15 protein-coding genes and 1 riboswitch are annotated in these 18,048 nt (G+C 60.1%); of the genes, 8 read left to right on the forward strand and 7 right to left on the reverse strand.

Going from position 1 to position 18,048, the window contains the following annotated elements:
- Positions 1–97: 97 nt before the first annotated feature.
- Positions 98–907 (forward strand): M48 family metallopeptidase, encoded by an 810-nt coding sequence (locus FQ182_RS03660; RefSeq protein ID WP_149410913.1) that lies wholly within the window; start codon positions 98–100, stop codon positions 905–907.
- Positions 908–950: 43 nt separating this feature from the next.
- Here FQ182_RS03660 and FQ182_RS03665 read toward each other — a convergent pair whose 3' ends face one another.
- The 3 genes from FQ182_RS03665 to FQ182_RS03675 all read right to left on the reverse strand — a co-directional run bounded on the left by FQ182_RS03665 (position 951) and on the right by FQ182_RS03675 (position 3,790).
- Positions 951–1,535 (reverse strand): TMEM165/GDT1 family protein, encoded by a 585-nt coding sequence (locus FQ182_RS03665; RefSeq protein ID WP_149410914.1) that lies wholly within the window; start codon positions 1,533–1,535, stop codon positions 951–953.
- 89 nt (positions 1,536–1,624) lie between these two features.
- Positions 1,625–1,744, reverse strand: a riboswitch (yybP-ykoY riboswitch).
- Between the two features lie 51 nt (positions 1,745–1,795).
- Positions 1,796–2,794, reverse strand: coding sequence for a class I SAM-dependent methyltransferase (locus FQ182_RS03670; protein ID WP_149410915.1), 999 nt, complete (start codon positions 2,792–2,794; stop codon positions 1,796–1,798).
- A gap of 27 nt (positions 2,795–2,821) precedes the next feature.
- Positions 2,822–3,790 carry a 2-hydroxyacid dehydrogenase gene (locus FQ182_RS03675; protein ID WP_149410916.1) on the reverse strand — a complete coding sequence of 323 codons (969 nt, stop codon included), beginning with the start codon at positions 3,788–3,790 and terminating at the stop codon, positions 2,822–2,824.
- A gap of 84 nt (positions 3,791–3,874) precedes the next feature.
- Here FQ182_RS03675 and FQ182_RS03680 point away from each other — a divergent pair, with 84 nt between their 5' ends.
- The 7 genes from FQ182_RS03680 to FQ182_RS03710 all read left to right on the forward strand — a co-directional run bounded on the left by FQ182_RS03680 (position 3,875) and on the right by FQ182_RS03710 (position 14,518).
- Positions 3,875–4,507 carry a LysE family translocator gene (locus FQ182_RS03680; RefSeq protein WP_149410917.1) on the forward strand — a complete coding sequence of 211 codons (633 nt, stop codon included), beginning with the start codon at positions 3,875–3,877 and terminating at the stop codon, positions 4,505–4,507.
- A gap of 131 nt (positions 4,508–4,638) precedes the next feature.
- A complete protein-coding gene (locus tag FQ182_RS03685; RefSeq protein ID WP_149410918.1) occupies positions 4,639–6,321 on the forward strand; it encodes a fatty acid--CoA ligase in 1,683 nt (560 codons plus the stop codon).
- A gap of 334 nt (positions 6,322–6,655) precedes the next feature.
- A complete protein-coding gene (locus FQ182_RS03690) occupies positions 6,656–8,515 on the forward strand; it encodes a DUF1302 domain-containing protein (protein ID WP_149410919.1) in 1,860 nt (619 codons plus the stop codon).
- 43 nt (positions 8,516–8,558) lie between these two features.
- Positions 8,559–9,923, forward strand: a complete 1,365-nt coding sequence (locus FQ182_RS03695) for a DUF1329 domain-containing protein (RefSeq protein WP_149410920.1) — start codon at positions 8,559–8,561, stop codon at positions 9,921–9,923.
- Positions 9,924–10,112: 189 nt separating this feature from the next.
- Positions 10,113–12,851: a LuxR C-terminal-related transcriptional regulator gene (locus FQ182_RS03700; RefSeq protein ID WP_149410921.1), complete on the forward strand. Its 2,739-nt coding sequence runs from the start codon at positions 10,113–10,115 to the stop codon at positions 12,849–12,851.
- A gap of 54 nt (positions 12,852–12,905) precedes the next feature.
- On the forward strand, positions 12,906–13,547 hold the full coding sequence (locus tag FQ182_RS03705) for an MBL fold metallo-hydrolase (protein WP_149410922.1): 642 nt from the start codon (positions 12,906–12,908) through the stop codon (positions 13,545–13,547).
- A 200-nt stretch (positions 13,548–13,747) separates the two neighbouring features.
- Positions 13,748–14,518 carry an OmpA family protein gene (locus tag FQ182_RS03710; RefSeq protein ID WP_149410923.1) on the forward strand — a complete coding sequence of 257 codons (771 nt, stop codon included), beginning with the start codon at positions 13,748–13,750 and terminating at the stop codon, positions 14,516–14,518.
- Positions 14,519–14,587: 69 nt separating this feature from the next.
- On the opposite strand, the gene FQ182_RS03715 is transcribed toward FQ182_RS03710, so the two are convergent.
- The 4 genes from FQ182_RS03715 to FQ182_RS03730 form a co-directional block, all read right to left on the reverse strand.
- A complete protein-coding gene (locus FQ182_RS03715; protein ID WP_149410924.1) occupies positions 14,588–15,169 on the reverse strand; it encodes a BON domain-containing protein in 582 nt (193 codons plus the stop codon).
- A complete protein-coding gene (locus tag FQ182_RS03720) occupies positions 15,166–15,759 on the reverse strand; it encodes a phosphoheptose isomerase (RefSeq protein WP_133099833.1) in 594 nt (197 codons plus the stop codon). Before FQ182_RS03720 ends, FQ182_RS03715 begins: the two co-directional genes overlap by 4 nt.
- 105 nt (positions 15,760–15,864) lie before the next feature.
- The gene (locus tag FQ182_RS03725) at positions 15,865–16,236 is read right to left on the reverse strand and encodes a YraN family protein (RefSeq protein ID WP_133099832.1); all 372 of its coding nucleotides are present in this window, start codon (positions 16,234–16,236) and stop codon (positions 15,865–15,867) included.
- On the reverse strand, positions 16,236–18,047 hold the full coding sequence (locus tag FQ182_RS03730) for a penicillin-binding protein activator (RefSeq protein WP_149410925.1): 1,812 nt from the start codon (positions 18,045–18,047) through the stop codon (positions 16,236–16,238). Before FQ182_RS03730 ends, FQ182_RS03725 begins: the two co-directional genes overlap by 1 nt.
- Position 18,048 lies beyond the last annotated feature (1 nt).

Below are 18,048 nucleotides of genomic sequence, written 5' to 3' on the forward strand. Positions count from 1 at the left end.
GGAAGTATCCGAAATTTAACGGTTAAACGTCTGGTGTATCTGGCGCCGATACAATTCCCCGCCTACGATACGCGCCATGTTTTCAGGGAGCGTGTTCATGAAGAAATCATTGGTGGTATGTACATTGGGTGCAGCGTTGCTGCTCGCCGGTTGTCAGTCGGTTAACACCACCAGCGGCGGCGCCGTGGGTGTGGAGCGCAAGCAGTACATGTTCAGCATGTTGTCGAGCCAGGAAGTCGACCAGATGTATGCCCAGTCTTACCAGCAGACGCTGGGTGAGGCGAGCGGCAAAGGCATGGTGGACAAGACCAGTGCCAACGCCAAGCGCGTACAGGCTATTGCCACTCGCCTGATTGCCCAGGCGCCCACCTTCCGGCCCGATGCGGCCCAGTGGAAGTGGGAGGTGAACCTGATCAAGAGCGACGAGATTAACGCCAACTGCGGACCTGGCGGGAAGATCTTTGTCTACAGTGGTTTGATCGACAGCCTCAAGCTGACCGACGACGAACTGGCGGCGGTGATGGGCCATGAAATTGCCCATGCCTTGCGCGAGCACGGCCGCGAAGCCATGTCCAAGGCCTACGGCATTGAAATGGCCAAGCAGGGCGCTGGCGCGTTGTTTGGTTTGGGTCAGGACAGCCTGGCGCTGGCCGATACCGTGGCCAACTACGGCATGACCTTGCCTAACAGTCGCGGCAATGAAAACGAAGCTGACCTGATCGGCCTGGAACTGGCCGCCCGTGCCGGTTACAACCCGAACGCCGCCATCACGCTGTGGAACAAAATGGCCAAGGCTTCGCAAGGCTCGTCACCTGAGTTCATGAGCACTCACCCCGCCTCCGAAAGCCGGATCGCCTCGCTGCAGGCGGCGATCCCCAAGGTGATGCCGCTTTACAAGCCGCAGTAAGTTTCAAGCTGCAAGCTGCAAGTCAGAAGCAAACAGCTTGCAGCTAGACCCACCCACTACTCTGCATGGCCTTGTAAACCGCCACAATTGCCAGAATGAAAAACGCCGAAGCTGCCAGGCGCCGAATCAAGGTCAACGGCAGTTTCTCTGCCGCAAAATTTCCTGCCAGAACCACCGGTACGTTGGCAATCAACATGCCCAGGGTGGTGCCGATAATCACCAGCCACAGCTCAGGGTATTGCGCCGCCAGCATCACCGTGGCGATTTGTGTCTTGTCGCCCATTTCCGCTAGGAAGAACGCAATCAGCGTGGTCAGGAACGGTCCGAACTTGCGGGAGGTACTGGCTTCGTCATCGTCGAGCTTGTCCGGCACCAAGGTCCATAGGGCTGTGGCGCAAAAGCTCGCGGCGAGGATCCAGTGCAACATTGCATCCGAGAAGAAAGTGCTGAACCAGGCGCCCACGGCACCGGCGGCGGCATGGTTGGCCAGGGTCGCGGCGACGATGCCGGCGATGATCGGCCAGGGCTTGCGAAAGCGTGCGGCAAGAATGAGGGCGAGCAGTTGCGTCTTGTCGCCAATTTCGGCCAAGGCAACGATTGCGGTAGGAACGAGAAGTGAATCCAGCATCAGGTAGGCTTCCAGGGGCGGGTCGACACGGCTATGACACGTACAGCCTTCCCGCCCCGGGTAAGGTGTTCGTGTCATAGGTCTTGTCAAACCCCGGTCCGTCTGTGCGGACTCCTGGGTCGCATACGCCATGGCCTGTTGACCAAGTATGTTGACGTATGCCGGACGAGCATGGCGCTCGTGGGAGACTACTCCCCTAGGACGGAGCGGATTCTGCCTCGGCAAAATCCATTCGGCAAGCCTTCTTTTTCAAACGCCCGTTAGCCGCGCTTGGCGCGGTAGATACGAAAACCCTGGCCTTCGGCCTTGATCGCACACACGCCAAGATGCTCTTCGATCAGCGGTTGGTACTTCAGGAAGCTGTTGGCGACTAACCGGAGTTCGCCGCCTTTTGCCAGATGTTTGGCTGCTTTTTGTAGCAAGTTCTCGGTGGCATGATAGTCGGTGTGCACGCCGACATGGAACGGCGGGTTGCTCAAGATTGCGTTCAAACCCATCGGTGCTGCGTCGATGCCATCGCCGGTCAACACCTCGGCTTCCAGGCCATTGGCGGCCAGGGTCAGGCGACTGCTGGCGGCGGCGAAGGCGTCGACGTCCAGCAGCGTGACGGTGTTGTGAGGATAGCGGCGCTTGACCGCAGCCCCAAGCACCCCAGCACCACAGCCGAAGTCCAGCAAATGTCCGCTCGGCAATTTATCCAGGTGCTCCAGCAGCAGCGCGGTGCCGCGATCCAGGCGCCCATGGCTGAACACGCCCGGCAAGCTGACCACCTTGAGTGGCCCTTCGGCCAGCGGTACCTCAAACACCTGGGCCAGGCTCTCCAGCTCAACCGCTTGCGGGGCGTTGGCCACCGTGACTTGCCACAGCTGGCAGTGCCGCGCGTTGTCGAGCTTGCGGGGTTTGCCGAACGGGTTCAATTGCTTGGCGGCGCTTTCAATACCGCCGCGTTTTTCCCCCACCAGATACACCTCGGCGCCGGGCAGGCGCGCAGCCACGGCGTTAAGGATGTAATCGGTCAGCTCCTTGGACTTGGGCAGGAACACCACCGCCGAGTCGAATGAACGCTGGGGCACATTCACGCCGAAATGGCTGCGCTCGGCGAAACGCGCATCCAGTGCGGCCTGATCACCGGCATGCCAGCACCAGCCATGGGCATTGGGCAGGTGACCGAGCAAGTCGTCGGCGGGCAAGCCGGCCAGCAGCAAGTCACCCTGAAAAAGTTTGGCCTGACGAAGCAGTACTTCACTGCGCGGATCCATGGTCTGCTCCTTGAAAAGGGGCGCAGTTTAGCAACTGACGACGCGCTGCGGTGCGCCACTGAAAAACCCCTGGGCGTTTTCCGTCAATTGGCCAACGATTCGTTGCCGTGCTTCACGGCTGCCCCACGCGCAGTGTGGCGTGACGATTAGCCGTGGAATGTCGCCAGCCAGTAATGGATTGCCCACCGTCGGCGGTTCCACGCTCAGCACATCGGTAGCCGCACCGCTTAGATGACCGTTGCGCAGGGCGTCGGCCAGGGCTTGCTCGTCGATCAAGCCACCGCGCGCGGTATTGACCACGAACGCGCCGGGCTTGAGCAGCGCCAACTCCCGAGCGCCGATGAAGTGGCGGGTATGTTCGTTGAGGGGGCAGTGCAGCGTCAGGGCGTCGACTTGGGACAGCAGCTCATCCAGAGGCACCCGGTCGGCGCGGGCCGGACGCCCCGGTATTGCTCCCAGCACCACGCGCATGCCGAAGGCTTCGGCCAGGCGCGCCACGGCACTGCCCAACTCACCGTGACCGAGCAAACCGAGGGTTTTACCTTCCAGCTCGACGATCGGGTGGTCCAGCAGGCAGAACTGTTTTGCCTGCTGCCAGCGACCGGCGCTGACGTCCTTTTGATAGTCCTGCAAGCGCGTGGCGAGGTTGAGCAAAAGCATGATCGTGTGTTGCGCCACCGAAGGTGTGCCGTAACCCTGGCAATTGCTCACGGTAATGCCCTGGGCGCGGGCGGCGGCGAGGTCGACGTTATTGGTGCCGGTGGCGGCGATCAGGATCAGCTTCAGGTCGGGGCACGCTGCCAGGGTCTCGGCGTTGAGCAGGATCTTGTTACTGATTGCCACCTGAGCGCCGTGCAGGCGCTCGACAACTTGCGCAGGCGAGGTCTGTTCACAGAGTTGCAAGTCGCTGAAGGTTTTTCGCAACCCGCTCAGGTCAAGGTCTCCAAGGTCCAGGGAGCTGTAATCGAGAAAGACGGCGCGGCGATTGTTCGTCATCAACTGTACCTTTTGCGGCAGGGTTCAAAGGCGTAATCTGCCGAGCCTATCAGATGAAATAATCAGTTACTTCCTGGAGTGTGCATGTACCTCACCGAGTTCTTGACCGTCGCCCTTATTCACCTGCTGGCGGTGGCCAGCCCTGGGCCGGACTTTGCCGTGGTGGTGCGCGAGAGCGTGACCCATGGCCGGCGTGCCGGGACATGGACGGCGTTGGGTGTTGGTTCAGCGATTTTCCTGCATGTAGGCTACTCGTTGCTCGGTATTGGCTTGATCGTGTCCCAGTCCATCGTGCTGTTCAATGCGCTGAAATGGGCAGCAGCAGCTTACTTGCTGTACATCGGTTTCAAAGCCTTGCGTGCCCAACCGGCCAAGCCTGCGAGCGAAGACGATCTGCACCGTGAAGCGGGCGAGCGCACTGCGCGCGGGGCGTTTACCTCGGGATTTGTCACCAATGGCCTGAACCCCAAGGCCACGCTGTTTTTCCTGTCGCTGTTCACCGTGGTTATCAATCCCCACACGCCGTTGGCGATCCAGGCCGGTTATGGGGTTTATCTGGCAGTGGCGACGGCGATCTGGTTTTGCCTGGTGGCAATGCTGTTCAGCCAGCAGCGGGTGCGCGCCGGGTTTGCCCGCATGGGCCATTGGTTCGACCGGACCATGGGCGTAGTGCTGATTACCATTGGTGTGAAGCTGGCGTTTACCGAGATGAAATGAGGCGGTTGATGGCGCAAGGCTAGTATCCACAGGGTTCTGCAAATCATTCCTTTGGCTGATTTGAGCGGCGCGCAAGGTCTCTAAAGTGCAAATCCTTTAGCCCAGACCGTGCAGTCAGAAAAGGGATTCGTATGTTGCAGACTCGTATTATCCCGCCCGCCGAAGGCGCCTACCAATACCCGCTGTTGATCAAACGCCTGTTGATGTCCGGCGCCCGCTACGAGAAAACCCGGGAAATCGTCTACCGCGACAAGCTTCGCTACACCTACCCAACCCTTATTGAGCGGGTTGCCCGCCTGGCCAACGTGCTGACCGAAGCCGGGGTCAAGGCCGGTGACACCGTGGCGGTGATGGACTGGGACAGCCATCGTTACCTGGAATGCATGTTCGCCATCCCGATGATTGGCGCGGTGATCCACACCATCAACGTGCGCCTGTCGCCGGAACAGATTCTCTACACCATGAACCACGCCGAGGACCGCTTTGTGCTGGTCAACAGCGAGTTCGTCGGCCTTTACCAGGCCATTGCCGGGCAGTTGACCACCGTCGATAAAACCCTGTTGCTGACCGATGGTGCGGAAAAAACCGCCGACCTGCCCAACTTTGTGGGCGAATACGAGCAATTGCTGGCCGCCGCCAGCCCGCAATACACCTTCGAAGACTTCGACGAGCACTCGGTCGCTACCACCTTCTACACCACCGGTACCACCGGCAACCCGAAAGGGGTGTATTTCACCCATCGCCAACTGGTCCTGCACACCATAGGTGTGGCGACCATCATGGGCAGCGTCGACAGCGTGCGCCTGCTGGGCACCAACGACGTCTACATGCCCATCACGCCGATGTTCCATGTGCATGCCTGGGGCCTGCCGTACGTTGCCACCATGCTCGGCCTGAAACAGGTCTATCCCGGACGTTACGACCCGGAATACCTGGTGGAGCTGTGGCGTAAGGAGAAGGTCACGTTCTCCCATTGCGTGCCGACCATCCTGCAAATGGTGCTCAACGCCAAGGCCGCTCAGGGCGTGGATTTTGGCGGCTGGAAAATCGTCATCGGCGGCAGCTCTCTCAACCACTCGCTGTATGAAGCGGCCAAGGCTCGCGGCATTCAGTTGACCGCCGCCTACGGCATGTCCGAGACCGGCCCGCTGGTGTCGTGCGCGCACCTCAACGATGAGTTGATCGCCGGCACCGAAAACGAACGCACCACCTACCGCATCAAGGCCGGTGTGCCTGGCCCGTTGGTGGAAGCGGCGATCATCGACGGCGACGGTAACTTCCTGCCGGCTGACGGCGAATCCCAGGGCGAACTGGTGCTGCGGGCGCCGTGGCTCAGCGAAGGCTATTTCAAAGAACCGGAGAAGGGCGCCGAGCTGTGGGCCGGCGGCTGGATGCACACCGGTGACGTGGCAACCCTTGACGCCTTTGGCGTAATCGACATTCGTGACCGCATCAAGGACGTGATCAAGACCGGCGGCGAATGGATCTCTTCGCTGGCTCTTGAAGACCTGGTCAGTCGCCACCCGGCGGTACGCGAAGTAGCGGTGGTGGGGATTGCCGATCCGCAGTGGGGCGAGCGCCCGTTTGCCTTGCTGGTGGTGCGTGAGGGGCATGGAATTGGCGCACGTGAACTCAAGGAACACCTCAAGCCGTTTGTCGAGCAGGGCCATCTGAGCAAGTGGGCGATCCCGAGTCAGATTGCCATTGTTACGGAAATTCCCAAGACCAGTGTTGGCAAGCTCGACAAGAAACGTATCCGCATTGACATCATTGAATGGCAAGCTAATAACAGCACCTTCCTCTCCACCCTTTGATGCCCTTTGCCGTGCTCTTCGGAGCACGGCAAAGCTCTATCACAAGCCTTCGCCTTGTCATTTGCCGATTTTCAGCCATCCTCTCTCGCGTCAGCCCTCGCTGACATGGTGAAAGGACTGCGGCAGACGGGTTGGTGATGCAAATCACACTTTAGAGGGATCAAGCGGTACCCCCTGCTGGCTATAGTCCTTCCCAGAGTTTTTCAAGGGTGCAGCGCTGCGGGCCATGGAGGTTCGACGGTCGTCCGGCATTGGAATCGTTGTATTCCGGCCGTTACAAGCATGTTTTGAAAGGGCTCACTGCCATAACAATAATGCACATGGAGTAGCGTCGATGACCTCAGTAAACCAGTTCTGGCGCCGGGCGAGATTGCCCCTGGCTGTCAGTCTTGCCTCGACCCTCGCCGGGCCCGCATTCGGCGTCAGTTTCAACATCGGTGAAATCGAAGGCAGCTTCGATTCGTCCCTTTCCGTGGGGGCCAGTTGGTCCACGGCCAACGCCAACAAAGACCTGATCGGTGCCAACAACGGTGGCAAGGGGTTGTCGCAAACCTCCGATGACGGCCACTTGAACTTCAAGCGCGGTGAAACGTTCTCGAAGATCTTCAAGGGCATTCATGACCTGGAGCTGAAATACGGCGACACCGGTGTGTTTGTGCGTGGCAAGTACTGGTACGACTTTGAACTCAAGGATGAAAGTCGTCTGTTCAAGGACATCAGCGACAACAACCGCAAAGAGGGCGCCAAGTCTTCTGGCGGACAGATTCTCGATGCGTTCGTTTATCACAACTATGCGATTGCCGATCAGCCGGGTTCCGTGCGTTTTGGTAAGCAGGTGGTGAGCTGGGGTGAGAGTACTTTCATCGGCGGCGGCATCAACTCCATCAACCCGATCGACGTGTCCGCATTCCGTCGTCCGGGAGCCGAGATCAAGGAAGGCCTGATCCCGGTCAACATGTTCTACGTGTCGCAAACCCTGACCGATAACCTGTCGGCGGAAGCCTTCTATCAGTTGGAATGGGACCAGACGGTTACCGATAACTGCGGGACGTTCTTCTCCCAGCCGGATGTGGTGTCCGATGGTTGCGACAATAATCTGCGGGTGCTGAACAAGCGTTCGACCATACCTGGCGCCGCTTTGCCGACCCTCAACGCTCTCGGCGTGGACGTGAATAGCGAAGGTGTCCTGGTGCGTCGTGGTCCTGACCGTGATGCGCGCGATAGCGGCCAGTTCGGCGTGGCCATGCACTACAACTTCGAACCGCTGGACACCGAGTTTGGCGCGTACTTCATGAACTACCACAGCCGTGCGCCGATCTTCAGCGCGCATGGTGCTCCAGCATCGGCCTTCACCCGGCCACTGGGACCTTTGGCTGCATTGCGGCCGTTGATTGTCGCGGGCAGCTCCAACTACTTCATCGAGTACCCTGAAGATATTCGTCTTTACGGCTTGAGCTTCTCCACCACGCTGCCTACCGGCACCGCCTGGAGTGGTGAGTTGAGCTATCGGCCAAACGCGCCGGTCCAGCTGAGTACTACCGACATCCTCTTCGCCGGCGTCACACCGATCCCGGGTTATGGCAATGCCTCGGTATTGAAAGGCAGCCCAGGCCAGGACCTGCACGGTTACAACCGCAAGGAAGTCACCCAGTTCCAGACCACGTTCACGCATTTCTTCGACCAGGTCATGGGCGCCAGCCGCCTGACCACCGTCGGCGAAATCGGTGTGACGCATGTGGGTGGATTGGAAAGCAAATCCGAGGCCCGTTATGGCCGCGACCCGGTGTTCGGCCCCGGCACCCTGCCTGGTGGTTTCTGTAATGCCCTCAACAACTCCACCGCAGCGGGCGCAGGGCTGCCGAACGCAGCCGGCCTGAACACCAACTGTAACAACGACGGCTTCACCACAGCGACTTCCTGGGGCTACCGCGCTCGGGCCATCTGGGAATACCCGGACGTGTTTGCTGGGGTCAACCTCAAGCCAAGCGTGGCCTGGTCCCATGACGTCAAGGGTTACTCCCCTGGCCCTGGCGCCAACTTCGAAGAGGGTCGCAAGGCTGTCAGCCTGGGTGTCGATGCCGAGTACCAGAACACCTACACCGTCAGCCTGAACTACACCAACTTCTTCGGTGGCGACTTCAGCACTGTGGATGACCGCGACTTTGTCGCACTCAGCGCCGGCGTGAACTTCTAAGCACACTCTTTCAAGCAGCATGTATTTTCAGGAAGACCAGAACATGAAAATAACCAAAAGTCTGTTGCACGTGGGTGTGCTTGGGCTGTCGATAATGGCCGGCAGCGTCATGGCGGCGGTGTCGGCGGATGAAGCCGCCAAGCTGGGCACGAGCCTGACCCCGATGGGTGCGGAAATGGCCGGTAACGCGGCGGGTACCATCCCGGCCTGGAAGCCGTTGGCGACCAATGCCGGTGCTGTGGACGCGCGGGGATTCCTGGCCAACCCTTACGCCAGTGAGCAACCACAGTTCACCATCACCGCGCAGAACGTCGAGCAGTACAAGGACAAGCTGGCGCCGGGGCAGTACGCGATGTTCAAGCGCTACCCGGAATCCTTCAAGATGCCGGTGTATTCGTCCCATCGCGGCGCGACCGTGCCGGCAGAGGTGTTCGCCTCTATCAAGAAAAATGCTACCAGCACCAATCTGGTGTCCGGCGGCAACGGCCTGGAAAACTTCGAGAGCGCCGTGCCATTCCCGATTCCCAAGACTGGCGTTGAGGTGATCTGGAACCACATCACCCGCTACCGCGGCGGCAGTGTGACGCGTCTGGTGACCCAAGCCACGCCACAACCCAACGGCTCCTACAGCCTGGTGTACTTCCAGGACCAGTTCGTGTTCCGCGACAAGATGAAGGACTACGACCCGAAAAATCCGGGCAATATCCTGTTCTACTTCAAGCAGAAAGTGACCGCGCCGGCGCGTTTGGCTGGTGGTGTGCTGCTGGTGCACGAGACCCTCGACCAAGTGAAGGAACCGCGTTCGGCGTGGGTCTACAACGCCGGTCAGCGTCGTGTGCGTCGGGCGCCGCAAGTGTCCTATGACGGGCCGGGTACTGCTGCTGATGGCCTGCGTACTTCCGATAACCTCGATATGTACAACGGTGCCCCGGATCGCTACGACTGGAAACTGGAAGGCAAGAAGGAAATCTACATCGCCTCCAACAGCTACAAGCTCGACGATCCGAAGCTCAAGTACGCCGACATCATCAAGGCCGGCCACATCAATCAGGACCTGGCTCGCTACGAGCTGCGCCGGGTTTGGCATGTGGTCGCCACCCTGAAGGAAGGCCAGCGTCACATCTACGCCAAGCGTGACTTCTACATCGACGAAGACACCTGGCAGGCAGCTGTGATCGATCACTACGACGGTCGTGGCCAACTGTGGCGTGTGGCTGAAGCCCATGGCGAAAACTACTACGACAAGCAAGTGCCGTGGTACGCCCTGGAAACCCTCTACGACCTGCAGTCCGGCCGCTACCTGGCACTGGGCATGAAGAACGAAGAGAAGCAGGCCTATGACTTCGGCTTCACCGCCACCACCAGCGACTTCACCCCTGCGGCATTGCGCCAAGAGGGTGTTCGCTAACGTGCTCTAAACGAGGCCGCATCCTCGTAAAACGCCCCGACTGGTTCGGGGCGTTTTTCTGCAGCTCTGAATATTTCTTGTTGTAGTTTTTTTCAGACAATTGTTGCAAAGATCTACAAAGCTGCAGCTTTTACCGCTAGTCTGCGGACATCTGCAATGCCGACCACAGCCTATTACAAGAGCCCGGCGATGACTGATCTGTCCCGAATTCAAGGGCCTGCCAGCGCGGTAATCCCGTCCCTGGAAGCGCGCTTCTATCGACCCCCACTGCCGGATGGCTATGTGTTGCGCCCTCGCCTGTGCGAACGGCTGAGCGCTGGCCTGCATGGGCGCTTGTTGCTGGTCAGCGCACCGGCCGGGTTCGGCAAGAGTTCGCTGGCGGTGGAGTTCTGCCAGAGCCTGGCGCCCCACTGGCAAAGCCTGTGGCTGGGGCTCAGCTCGCGTGACAGTGATCCGGGGCGTTTCCTTGAGCGTCTGCTCGATGGCTTGCAACAGTATTTCCCGCAATTGGGCGCCCAGGCCCTGGGCCTGCTGAAAATGCGTCAGCGCCATCAACCGTTCGCCTTTGAAGAATGGCTCGATGGCCTGCTCGATGAGCTGACGGTCCACTTGTCCACCCGTAAACCTCTGTTGCTGGTGCTGGATGACTACCATCTGGCCCAGGGCCCGGTGCTCGACCGTTGCCTGCAATTTTTCCTCAATCATTTGCCCGATGGCCTGCTGGTGCTGGTTACCAGTCGCCAGCGTCCGGATTGGCACCTGGCGCGCTTGCGCCTGTCCCGGCATTTGCTGGAGTTGCATGAGCAAGACCTGCGCCTGACCAACGATGAGTCCCTGGCCTTGCTCGACCGGCACAGCAGTTCATTGCGCGGCGAGGCGCTGGACAACCTGATCCGCCGCAGCGAAGGCTGGGTTGCTGGCCTGCGCTTCTGGTTGCTGGCGGCTTCCGAAGCCGGTAGCGACGGCGCCTTGCCCCAAGGCTTGCACGGCGGGGAAGGGCTGATACGTGATTACCTGCTTGAAGAGGTGATCGACTGTCTGCCGCCGGAGGTGCAGGGGTTTCTCTACGACACTGCGTCCCAGGAACGCTTTTGCAGCGAACTGTGTGACGCTGTGCGTGAAGCCCACGATAGCGCCGAGATCCTGCGTTACCTGCAAGCTCATCAGGTATTCCTGGTGCCGCTGGATGAGCAGGGCCACTGGTTCCGTTATCACCATCTGTTCTCCGACCTGTTGCGTACCCGGCGTGCGACCAATGCGGTGTTGCCGGCCGCCACTCTGCACCTGCGGGCATGTCGCTGGTTCAATACCCAGGGCTTGCTCGATGAGGCCGTGGAGCAAGCGTTGCGCGCCGGCCATCTGGATGTGGCGGCGAACCTGGTGCAAAACCTTTCCGAAGAACAACTGTTGGCCGAACAGAACGTTGGCATGCTCCTGCGCTGGAAGATGGACTTGCCCGACAGCTTGCTGATCAGCACGCCGCGCTTGATCGTGCTTTATAGCTGGGCCTTGGGGCTTGCTTGCCAGTTGGATGCGGCGCAAGAGTTATCCAGCCACCTCAGCCGATTCCTGCCAGCACCGTCGGCCACCGCGCAGAAGTCGATGCTTGCCCAGTGGTTGGCGCTTAGCGGGATCATCGCCCGTGGGCGCGGTAACCGCGAGTTGACCCAGCTGTATTGCAACGAGGCATTGGAAAGCCTGCCGCAGAAGCGTTATGGCCAGCGGCTGATGTGCCTGTCGACGCTGTCCAACCTGGCCATCGTCGACGCCGACCTATGGCGCGCCCGTGGTCTGAATCGCGAGTCCCTGGAGCTGGCGCAACGGGTTGGTAATCCGCTGTTTGAGGCCTTGGCCCACTACGACCGCGCGCGCGTGCTGCAGGCACGCGGCGAAATCCTGCGCTCTTTGGATGAGGTGCGCCAGGGCCTGCAACGTCTGCAAGGCTTGGCACCCCAGCGACTGTATGCAGTGCGCGCGCGTCTGGCGTTGTACGAGGGATATCTGTTGCTGATGCGCTGCCAGCCTGAGGCAGGCCTGTTGCGCCTACGCGCTGGACTGGTCGAGGCCCGTGCCTGCCGGGATATCAGCGTGCTGATCGGCTATTGCGTAATCGCCAATCTTGAAGGCCATCGGGGGGATTTCCCCAAGGCCTTTGCCGAACTGGCCGAGGCTGAACGGCTGATGCATATCTGGGATGTGCCGCCGATCTACTACCTGGCGATGATCACCCTGATCAAATGCGAATTGTGGCTGGCCCAGGGTCGCACCGACCTGGCCGAAGCCTGGCTGACACGCCTGGGACAAACCTATAACGGTGGACAGGCTGCGGCGGCGCCGGAGTTTCATCCACACCTGCCACAACATATCGAGCTGCAACAAGCTGCACTGGACGCGATTCGTCATCAGCCCGCTGCCTCGCTCCAAAGGCTTGACGAACTGGCACAGCGGGCTCGACAGGACGGCCGACAGATGATCGATCTCATGGCACTGACCCAGCAGGCGCTGTTGCTGCTGGAGTGTGGTCAGGAACCTCTGGCCCGCCCGGTGTTTGCCCAGGCACTTGAAGCGGCCGCCGGAGGCGCATTGCAGCCCTTCCAGCCACTGTTTAAGCGTTATCCCGACTGGGCGCGGGAACAACTCGGCTACGCCCCCCATGACCTGCTGAACCAAAGCCTGCTGGCGTTATTGCCGGCCATCGTCCCTCGCGAACCCATCGAGGCTGCACACACCTGTGAAACCCTGAGTGTGCGAGAGCTGGCGGTGCTGCACCTGATCGCACAAGGGTGCTCGAACCAGGAAATCAGCAATCAGCTGTTTATTTCCCTGCACACGGTCAAGACCCACGCCAGCCATATCAACAGCAAGCTGGGGGTTGAGCGCCGCACGCAGGCTGTGGCGAGGGCGCAGGAGATGGGGTTGTTGGGGTAGGTGTCGTGCATTTTGTGCCAGAATCGCCTCATCACAGCATACCGAGCCAACCCGATGTCCCAAGTGCCCGCCCTGATCCGCGAAACCTTCCCCGTCGGCCCGTTGCAGTGCAACTGCACCATCATCGGCGACCCCATCACTAAAAAGGCCATCGTGGTTGACCCAGGGGGCAACCATGAGCTGATCCTGGCGCGGCTCGATGCCTTGGGCCTGAAAGTGGTGAGCATCATCCATACCCATGCTCATCTTGATCACTTCCTGGCTTCCGGTCAGTTGAAGGAAAAGACCGGCGCCACGCTGCACCTGCACAAGGAGGATCAATTCCTCTGGGACAACCTGGAAATGCAATGCCAGATGTTTGGTGTGCCCTACACGCCGGTACCTTCGCCGGACCGCTGGTTGGCCGACGATGAGGAGTTGGCCTGTGGCTGCGGTGTGGCCTTGCACACGCCTGGGCATACACCGGGGTCCATGAGTTTCTGGTTTGCCGATGCCAAGTTGCTGATCGCCGGGGACACGCTGTTTCGGCGCGGCGTCGGGCGCACGGATCTGTGGGGTGGAGATCAGGCGACCATCGTGCGGTCCATCAAACAACGGCTTTACACCCTGGATGAGGACGCGACGGTGGTAACCGGCCATGGCCCGGACACGCGACTGGGGGATGAAATGCGTGAGAACCCCTTTGTCAGGGCTTGATGTTGAGAGGCGTTGTAGCAAAAAGGCAGGTCCGATTTTGTGAGCTTCTGCTACGGTTTCTGTAGCCACGCTTGCCCTGATTTTTTGTTACAGGACCGGAGCCGAACACGGAATTTTTACCGTTTGTCGTGTTCAAACCTCGACACAGGTCCATTGCCAATGTCCTCTGCATCATAGAATGCAAAAGTAGGAGCTTCTCCATGTTCACTTCGCGTCGTCTGCTTGTTGTTGCTACGGCTGTAGCCTTGTTGTCGGGCTGTGCTTCACCCAATCCTTATGATGGTAGCCAGGGACAGGCGAACGAGGGTTCGCAAGGCATGAGCAAAACCGCCAAGTACGGCGGGCTTGGCGCACTGGCTGGTGCGTTGGCCGGTGCGGCCATTGACCATAACAACCGTGGCAAGGGTGCGCTGATCGGCGCCGCCGTCGCCGGTATCGGCGCTGCAGGTTATGGCTACTACGCTGACCAGCAGGAAAAGAAACTGCGCGAAAGCATGGCCAATACCGGTGTCGAGGTTCAGCGCCAGGGCGATCAGATCAAGCTGATCATGCCGGGTAATATCACCTTTGCCACCAACCGTGCCGACATTGCTCCCAGCTTCTACCAGCCCCTGAATAACCTGGCGAACTCCTTGAAGGAGTTCAACCAGAACCAGATCGAAATTGTCGGCTATACCGATAGCACCGGCACTCGTCAGCTCAACATGGACCTGTCCCAACGTCGTGCGCAAAGCGTGGCGACCTACCTGACCTCCCAGGGTGTCAGCGGTGCCAACCTGTCGGCCCGTGGTGCCGGCCCGGATAACCCGATTGCCAGCAACGCCGACGTCAATGGCCGCGCGCAGAACCGCCGTGTCGAGGTCAACCTCAAGGCGATTCCTGGCCAGCAGTACGGCCAACCGGCACAGCAGCAACAAGCGCCGCAGCAGAACAACCAGTTCCAGGGCAATCCTTACCAGCAGTACCAGTAACCGCAAGCCAATAAAAAGGGCGCCGTGCAATCAATGCACGGCGCCCGTTTTCGTTGCGGCCCGGTTACATCAATCGATGTACTCGAACAACTTTACAATTTTCTGAACCCCGGATACGCCCTGCACCAGGTTGGTGGCGCGAGTGGCTTCCTGCTGGGTCAGCAGGCCCATCAGGTAAACGATGCCGTTATCGGTGACGACCTTGATCCGTGAGCCGGGAATCGCGCTATCGGTCAGCATCTGTGTCTTGATCTTGGTGGTCAGCAGCGCATCGCTGCTGATTGCCAGGAGCGTGATGGGTTGCAGTACCTGCAGCTCGTTGTGGACCTTTTTGACCCGTTGCACGGTGGAGGCCGCTTGCTCAGCCTGTGCCTTGAGGTCGGTGCGCGGAGTTTGTCCGGCGAGCAGCACCACACCGTTGAAGCTGGTCACGACAATGCGCGACGCGCCGTTGCCCAGATCCGGGCTGGCCTTGGCGACGTTGACGGCGACCTTGGTTTCGATCAACGAGTCATCGATCTTGCTGCCGAACGTACGGGTGCCCTTGTCATCGTTGATCGGTGTGTCGCGGCTCGCGGTGATTACCGAGCTGCAGCCGCTGATGCCGAGGCACAGCGTAAGGGCCAATAGGCTGAGACGGTTAACGGTCATTCTTCACTCCCAAACAGTTGGCTGTCGATCAGATCGCACAGGCAGTGGATCGTCAGCAGGTGGACTTCCTGAATACGTGCGGTGACATTGGCCGGGACGCGGATCTCCACGTCTTCGGGCAACAGCAGCGAGGCCATACCGCCGCCATCACGGCCGGTCAATGCTACGACAATCATTTCACGATCATGTGCGGCCTGGATCGCTTGAATAATGTTCGCCGAGTTACCACTGGTGGAAATCGCCAGCAGTACATCGCCCGGTTGGCCGAGGGCGCGAATTTGCTTGGAGAAGATTTCGTTGTAGCTGTAGTCGTTGGCGATCGAAGTGATCGTCGAGGTGTCGGTGGTCAGGGCGATGGCCGGCAGGCTCGGGCGCTCACGCTCAAAGCGGTTAAGCAGCTCGGAAGAGAAATGCTGGGCGTCGCCGGCCGAGCCGCCGTTGCCGCACGAAAGCATTTTGCCTTCGTTGAGCAGCGCGTTGACCATGACTTGGCTGGCTTGCTCGATGTGCGGTGCAAGTACGTCCATCGCCTGTTGCTTGGTATCGATACTGGCCTGGAAAAGCTGGCGAATTCGGGATTGCATGTCCATCTGTGTGACCTTAAGTAGCGCGGCTGTTTGGCACAAGAATGTGCAGCCCGCAAAGCAAAGAGCAAAAGTGTGCGGTGAAGATGTTCGGCCCGGCCTGAGTGCTGGTCAGCCGTCAAACGCGTTGCGCAGCCAGTTCAGATCGGCGGTTCCGTGCGGGGTGCTTTCTATGGCGACCACATCGAAACGGCAGGGGTAATCGGCCCAGCGACGCTCGCTCAGCAGGAAAAACTGCGCGGCGAGTATCAGCTTTTGACGCTTGCGCCCGTCGATACTGGCGAGCGCGCCACCCCATTGTGCGTGTTTTCTGTAGCGGACTTCGACGAATACTACTGTATCGCCGTCAAGCATGACCAGATCAAGCTCGCCGCGTTTGCACAACCAGTTCTGCGCCACCAGCCGCAGGCCCTGTTGTTGCAAGTGTTTGAGAGCTTGAAGTTCGGCGTCCTTGCCGCTTTGTGCGCTTGACCGCTGGGGCATCAGCGCGGGGTATCGGGCAGGCGTTGAACCTGGCCACTGACGAACTGTGCCCATGGCATCTGGCGTTCGACCCGCTGAGTCGGGGTCATGCCCAGGCTGCCGGAGAGGCCGTCAATGCGAGTATCCGGCAGTGCCTTGAGCTGACCCAGGCGTGGGGCCAGGCGGTAGGCGTCAACGCCCATTGCGTAGAGTCGGCCCAGGCTGCCGTTGGCCTGTGGCCATTGTGCGGCGACCTGATTGCGCAACGGGTCAGTGGTATTGAGCAGCCATGGCGTTTCGCAGAACAGAATGCCGTTCATGTCGAGGTACTGGTTCTTGTCGCCACTGGCGCTGAACACGTGGGAGGTGGCATACACCGGAACATCACCTGCGTACTGGAAGTTCAGGGTCGGCTTGATCTGCTGGGCTTGCTGCGGTGTTACGGCCAGGAAGATGAACTCGATGTCCTGGCGGCGCGATGGCTGCGCGGAAACATCGGTGCCGACGGTGCTTTGCAGGCTCTTGGCGCGACCTTCGCTTTGGCGCAACTGGAACAGATCGGCAATCTGCTGGGCCAGGGCGACCGGCTGGTCAACGTGTTCGACACCGATCACGGTGCCGCCATTGGCTTCCCAGTCCTGGCGGAAGGCCTTGAATACACGGTCACCCCATTCGCCTTTCGGCACCATGGCGGCTGCGCGGTGCAGGCCGTCGGCGCGGGCGCGGCGGGAGACTTCGCGGGCTTCGTCCTCGGCAGCCAGACCGAACTGGAACAGTTGCGCAGGACCTTGGTCACCCTCGCTGTAGTTCAGGGCGAGGGTAGTGATAGGTAATTGCGGGCGAGCATTGAGTTGCTTGACCAGCGGTTTCTCCAGCGGGCCGATCACTAGTTGCACACCGGCAGCCTGGGCCTTGCTGTAGAAATCATCGATGGAGGTCAGGCGCGAGCTGTCGTAAAACTCGATGATCGGTGGTTTTTGCCCGGCTTGTTCAGCCTGGTAGTGCGCAGCCATGAAGCCTTCGCGCAGAGCCTTGGCTACTGCGGCCAGCGGACCTTCCTGGGGCAGCAGCAGGGCGATTTTGTTCAGGGGCTGGCTGGCCAGTTCCTTGAGCTTGGTCAGCGGCAGCGGCAGTTGGATTGCAGCAGGGTGGCCAGGGTTCTGGGCGCGCCATGTGTCGATGGCGGCTTGCTGTTGTTCCAGAGTGCCGGCGCTCTTGACTGCAAGGGCGAGGCTGATCCAGCCGTCGAGCGTTGGGTTATTGGTCGCTTGCAGTTGCTCTGCAGGCAAGGCAGCAATCAAGGTCCAGATGGCTTCATGGTTGCTGCTGGCGGCGTCGCCGCTGAGCAGCGGGGCCATGTCGACACGCTCGCGAGCGGCGGCCAGGGTCTGGCCATCAGCTTCATAAGCGCGTGCATGCACGGTGCCTGTACGGATCTGTTGTTCCGGCGGCAGCTCCTTGAGGTTTTTCAGGCTCAGATGGTTCAGGGCCGTCAACGCCGCCTTGGGCTGGTTGCGAGTCATGGCCAGTTCTGCCGCCAGGGTGCTGGCGAACACCTGTCCCGCAGGCTTGAGGCTATCCAGTGGCACTTGCGCAAGGATCTGCGCGGAACGTCCGGGATTGTTCTGGTGAAAAGCCAGGTCCGCCGCGCTCAGGCGCAGCAGCGAGGCTTTTTCAGGCGTCTTGGCCGAAGCGGCCTGTTCGAGCAGTTGCTCGATACTGGCATCCGGAGTCCGTGGGAGGTCGCCAAGGCTGGACGAGGGCGAGCTGGCGCAAGCGGCCAACAGGGCAGCGAGGCAGAGGGCAGAGAACAGCCGCAGACAAGCGATCATG

Source organism: Pseudomonas sp. ANT_H4 (assembly GCF_008369295.1).
GTDB lineage: Bacteria > Pseudomonadota > Gammaproteobacteria > Pseudomonadales > Pseudomonadaceae > Aquipseudomonas.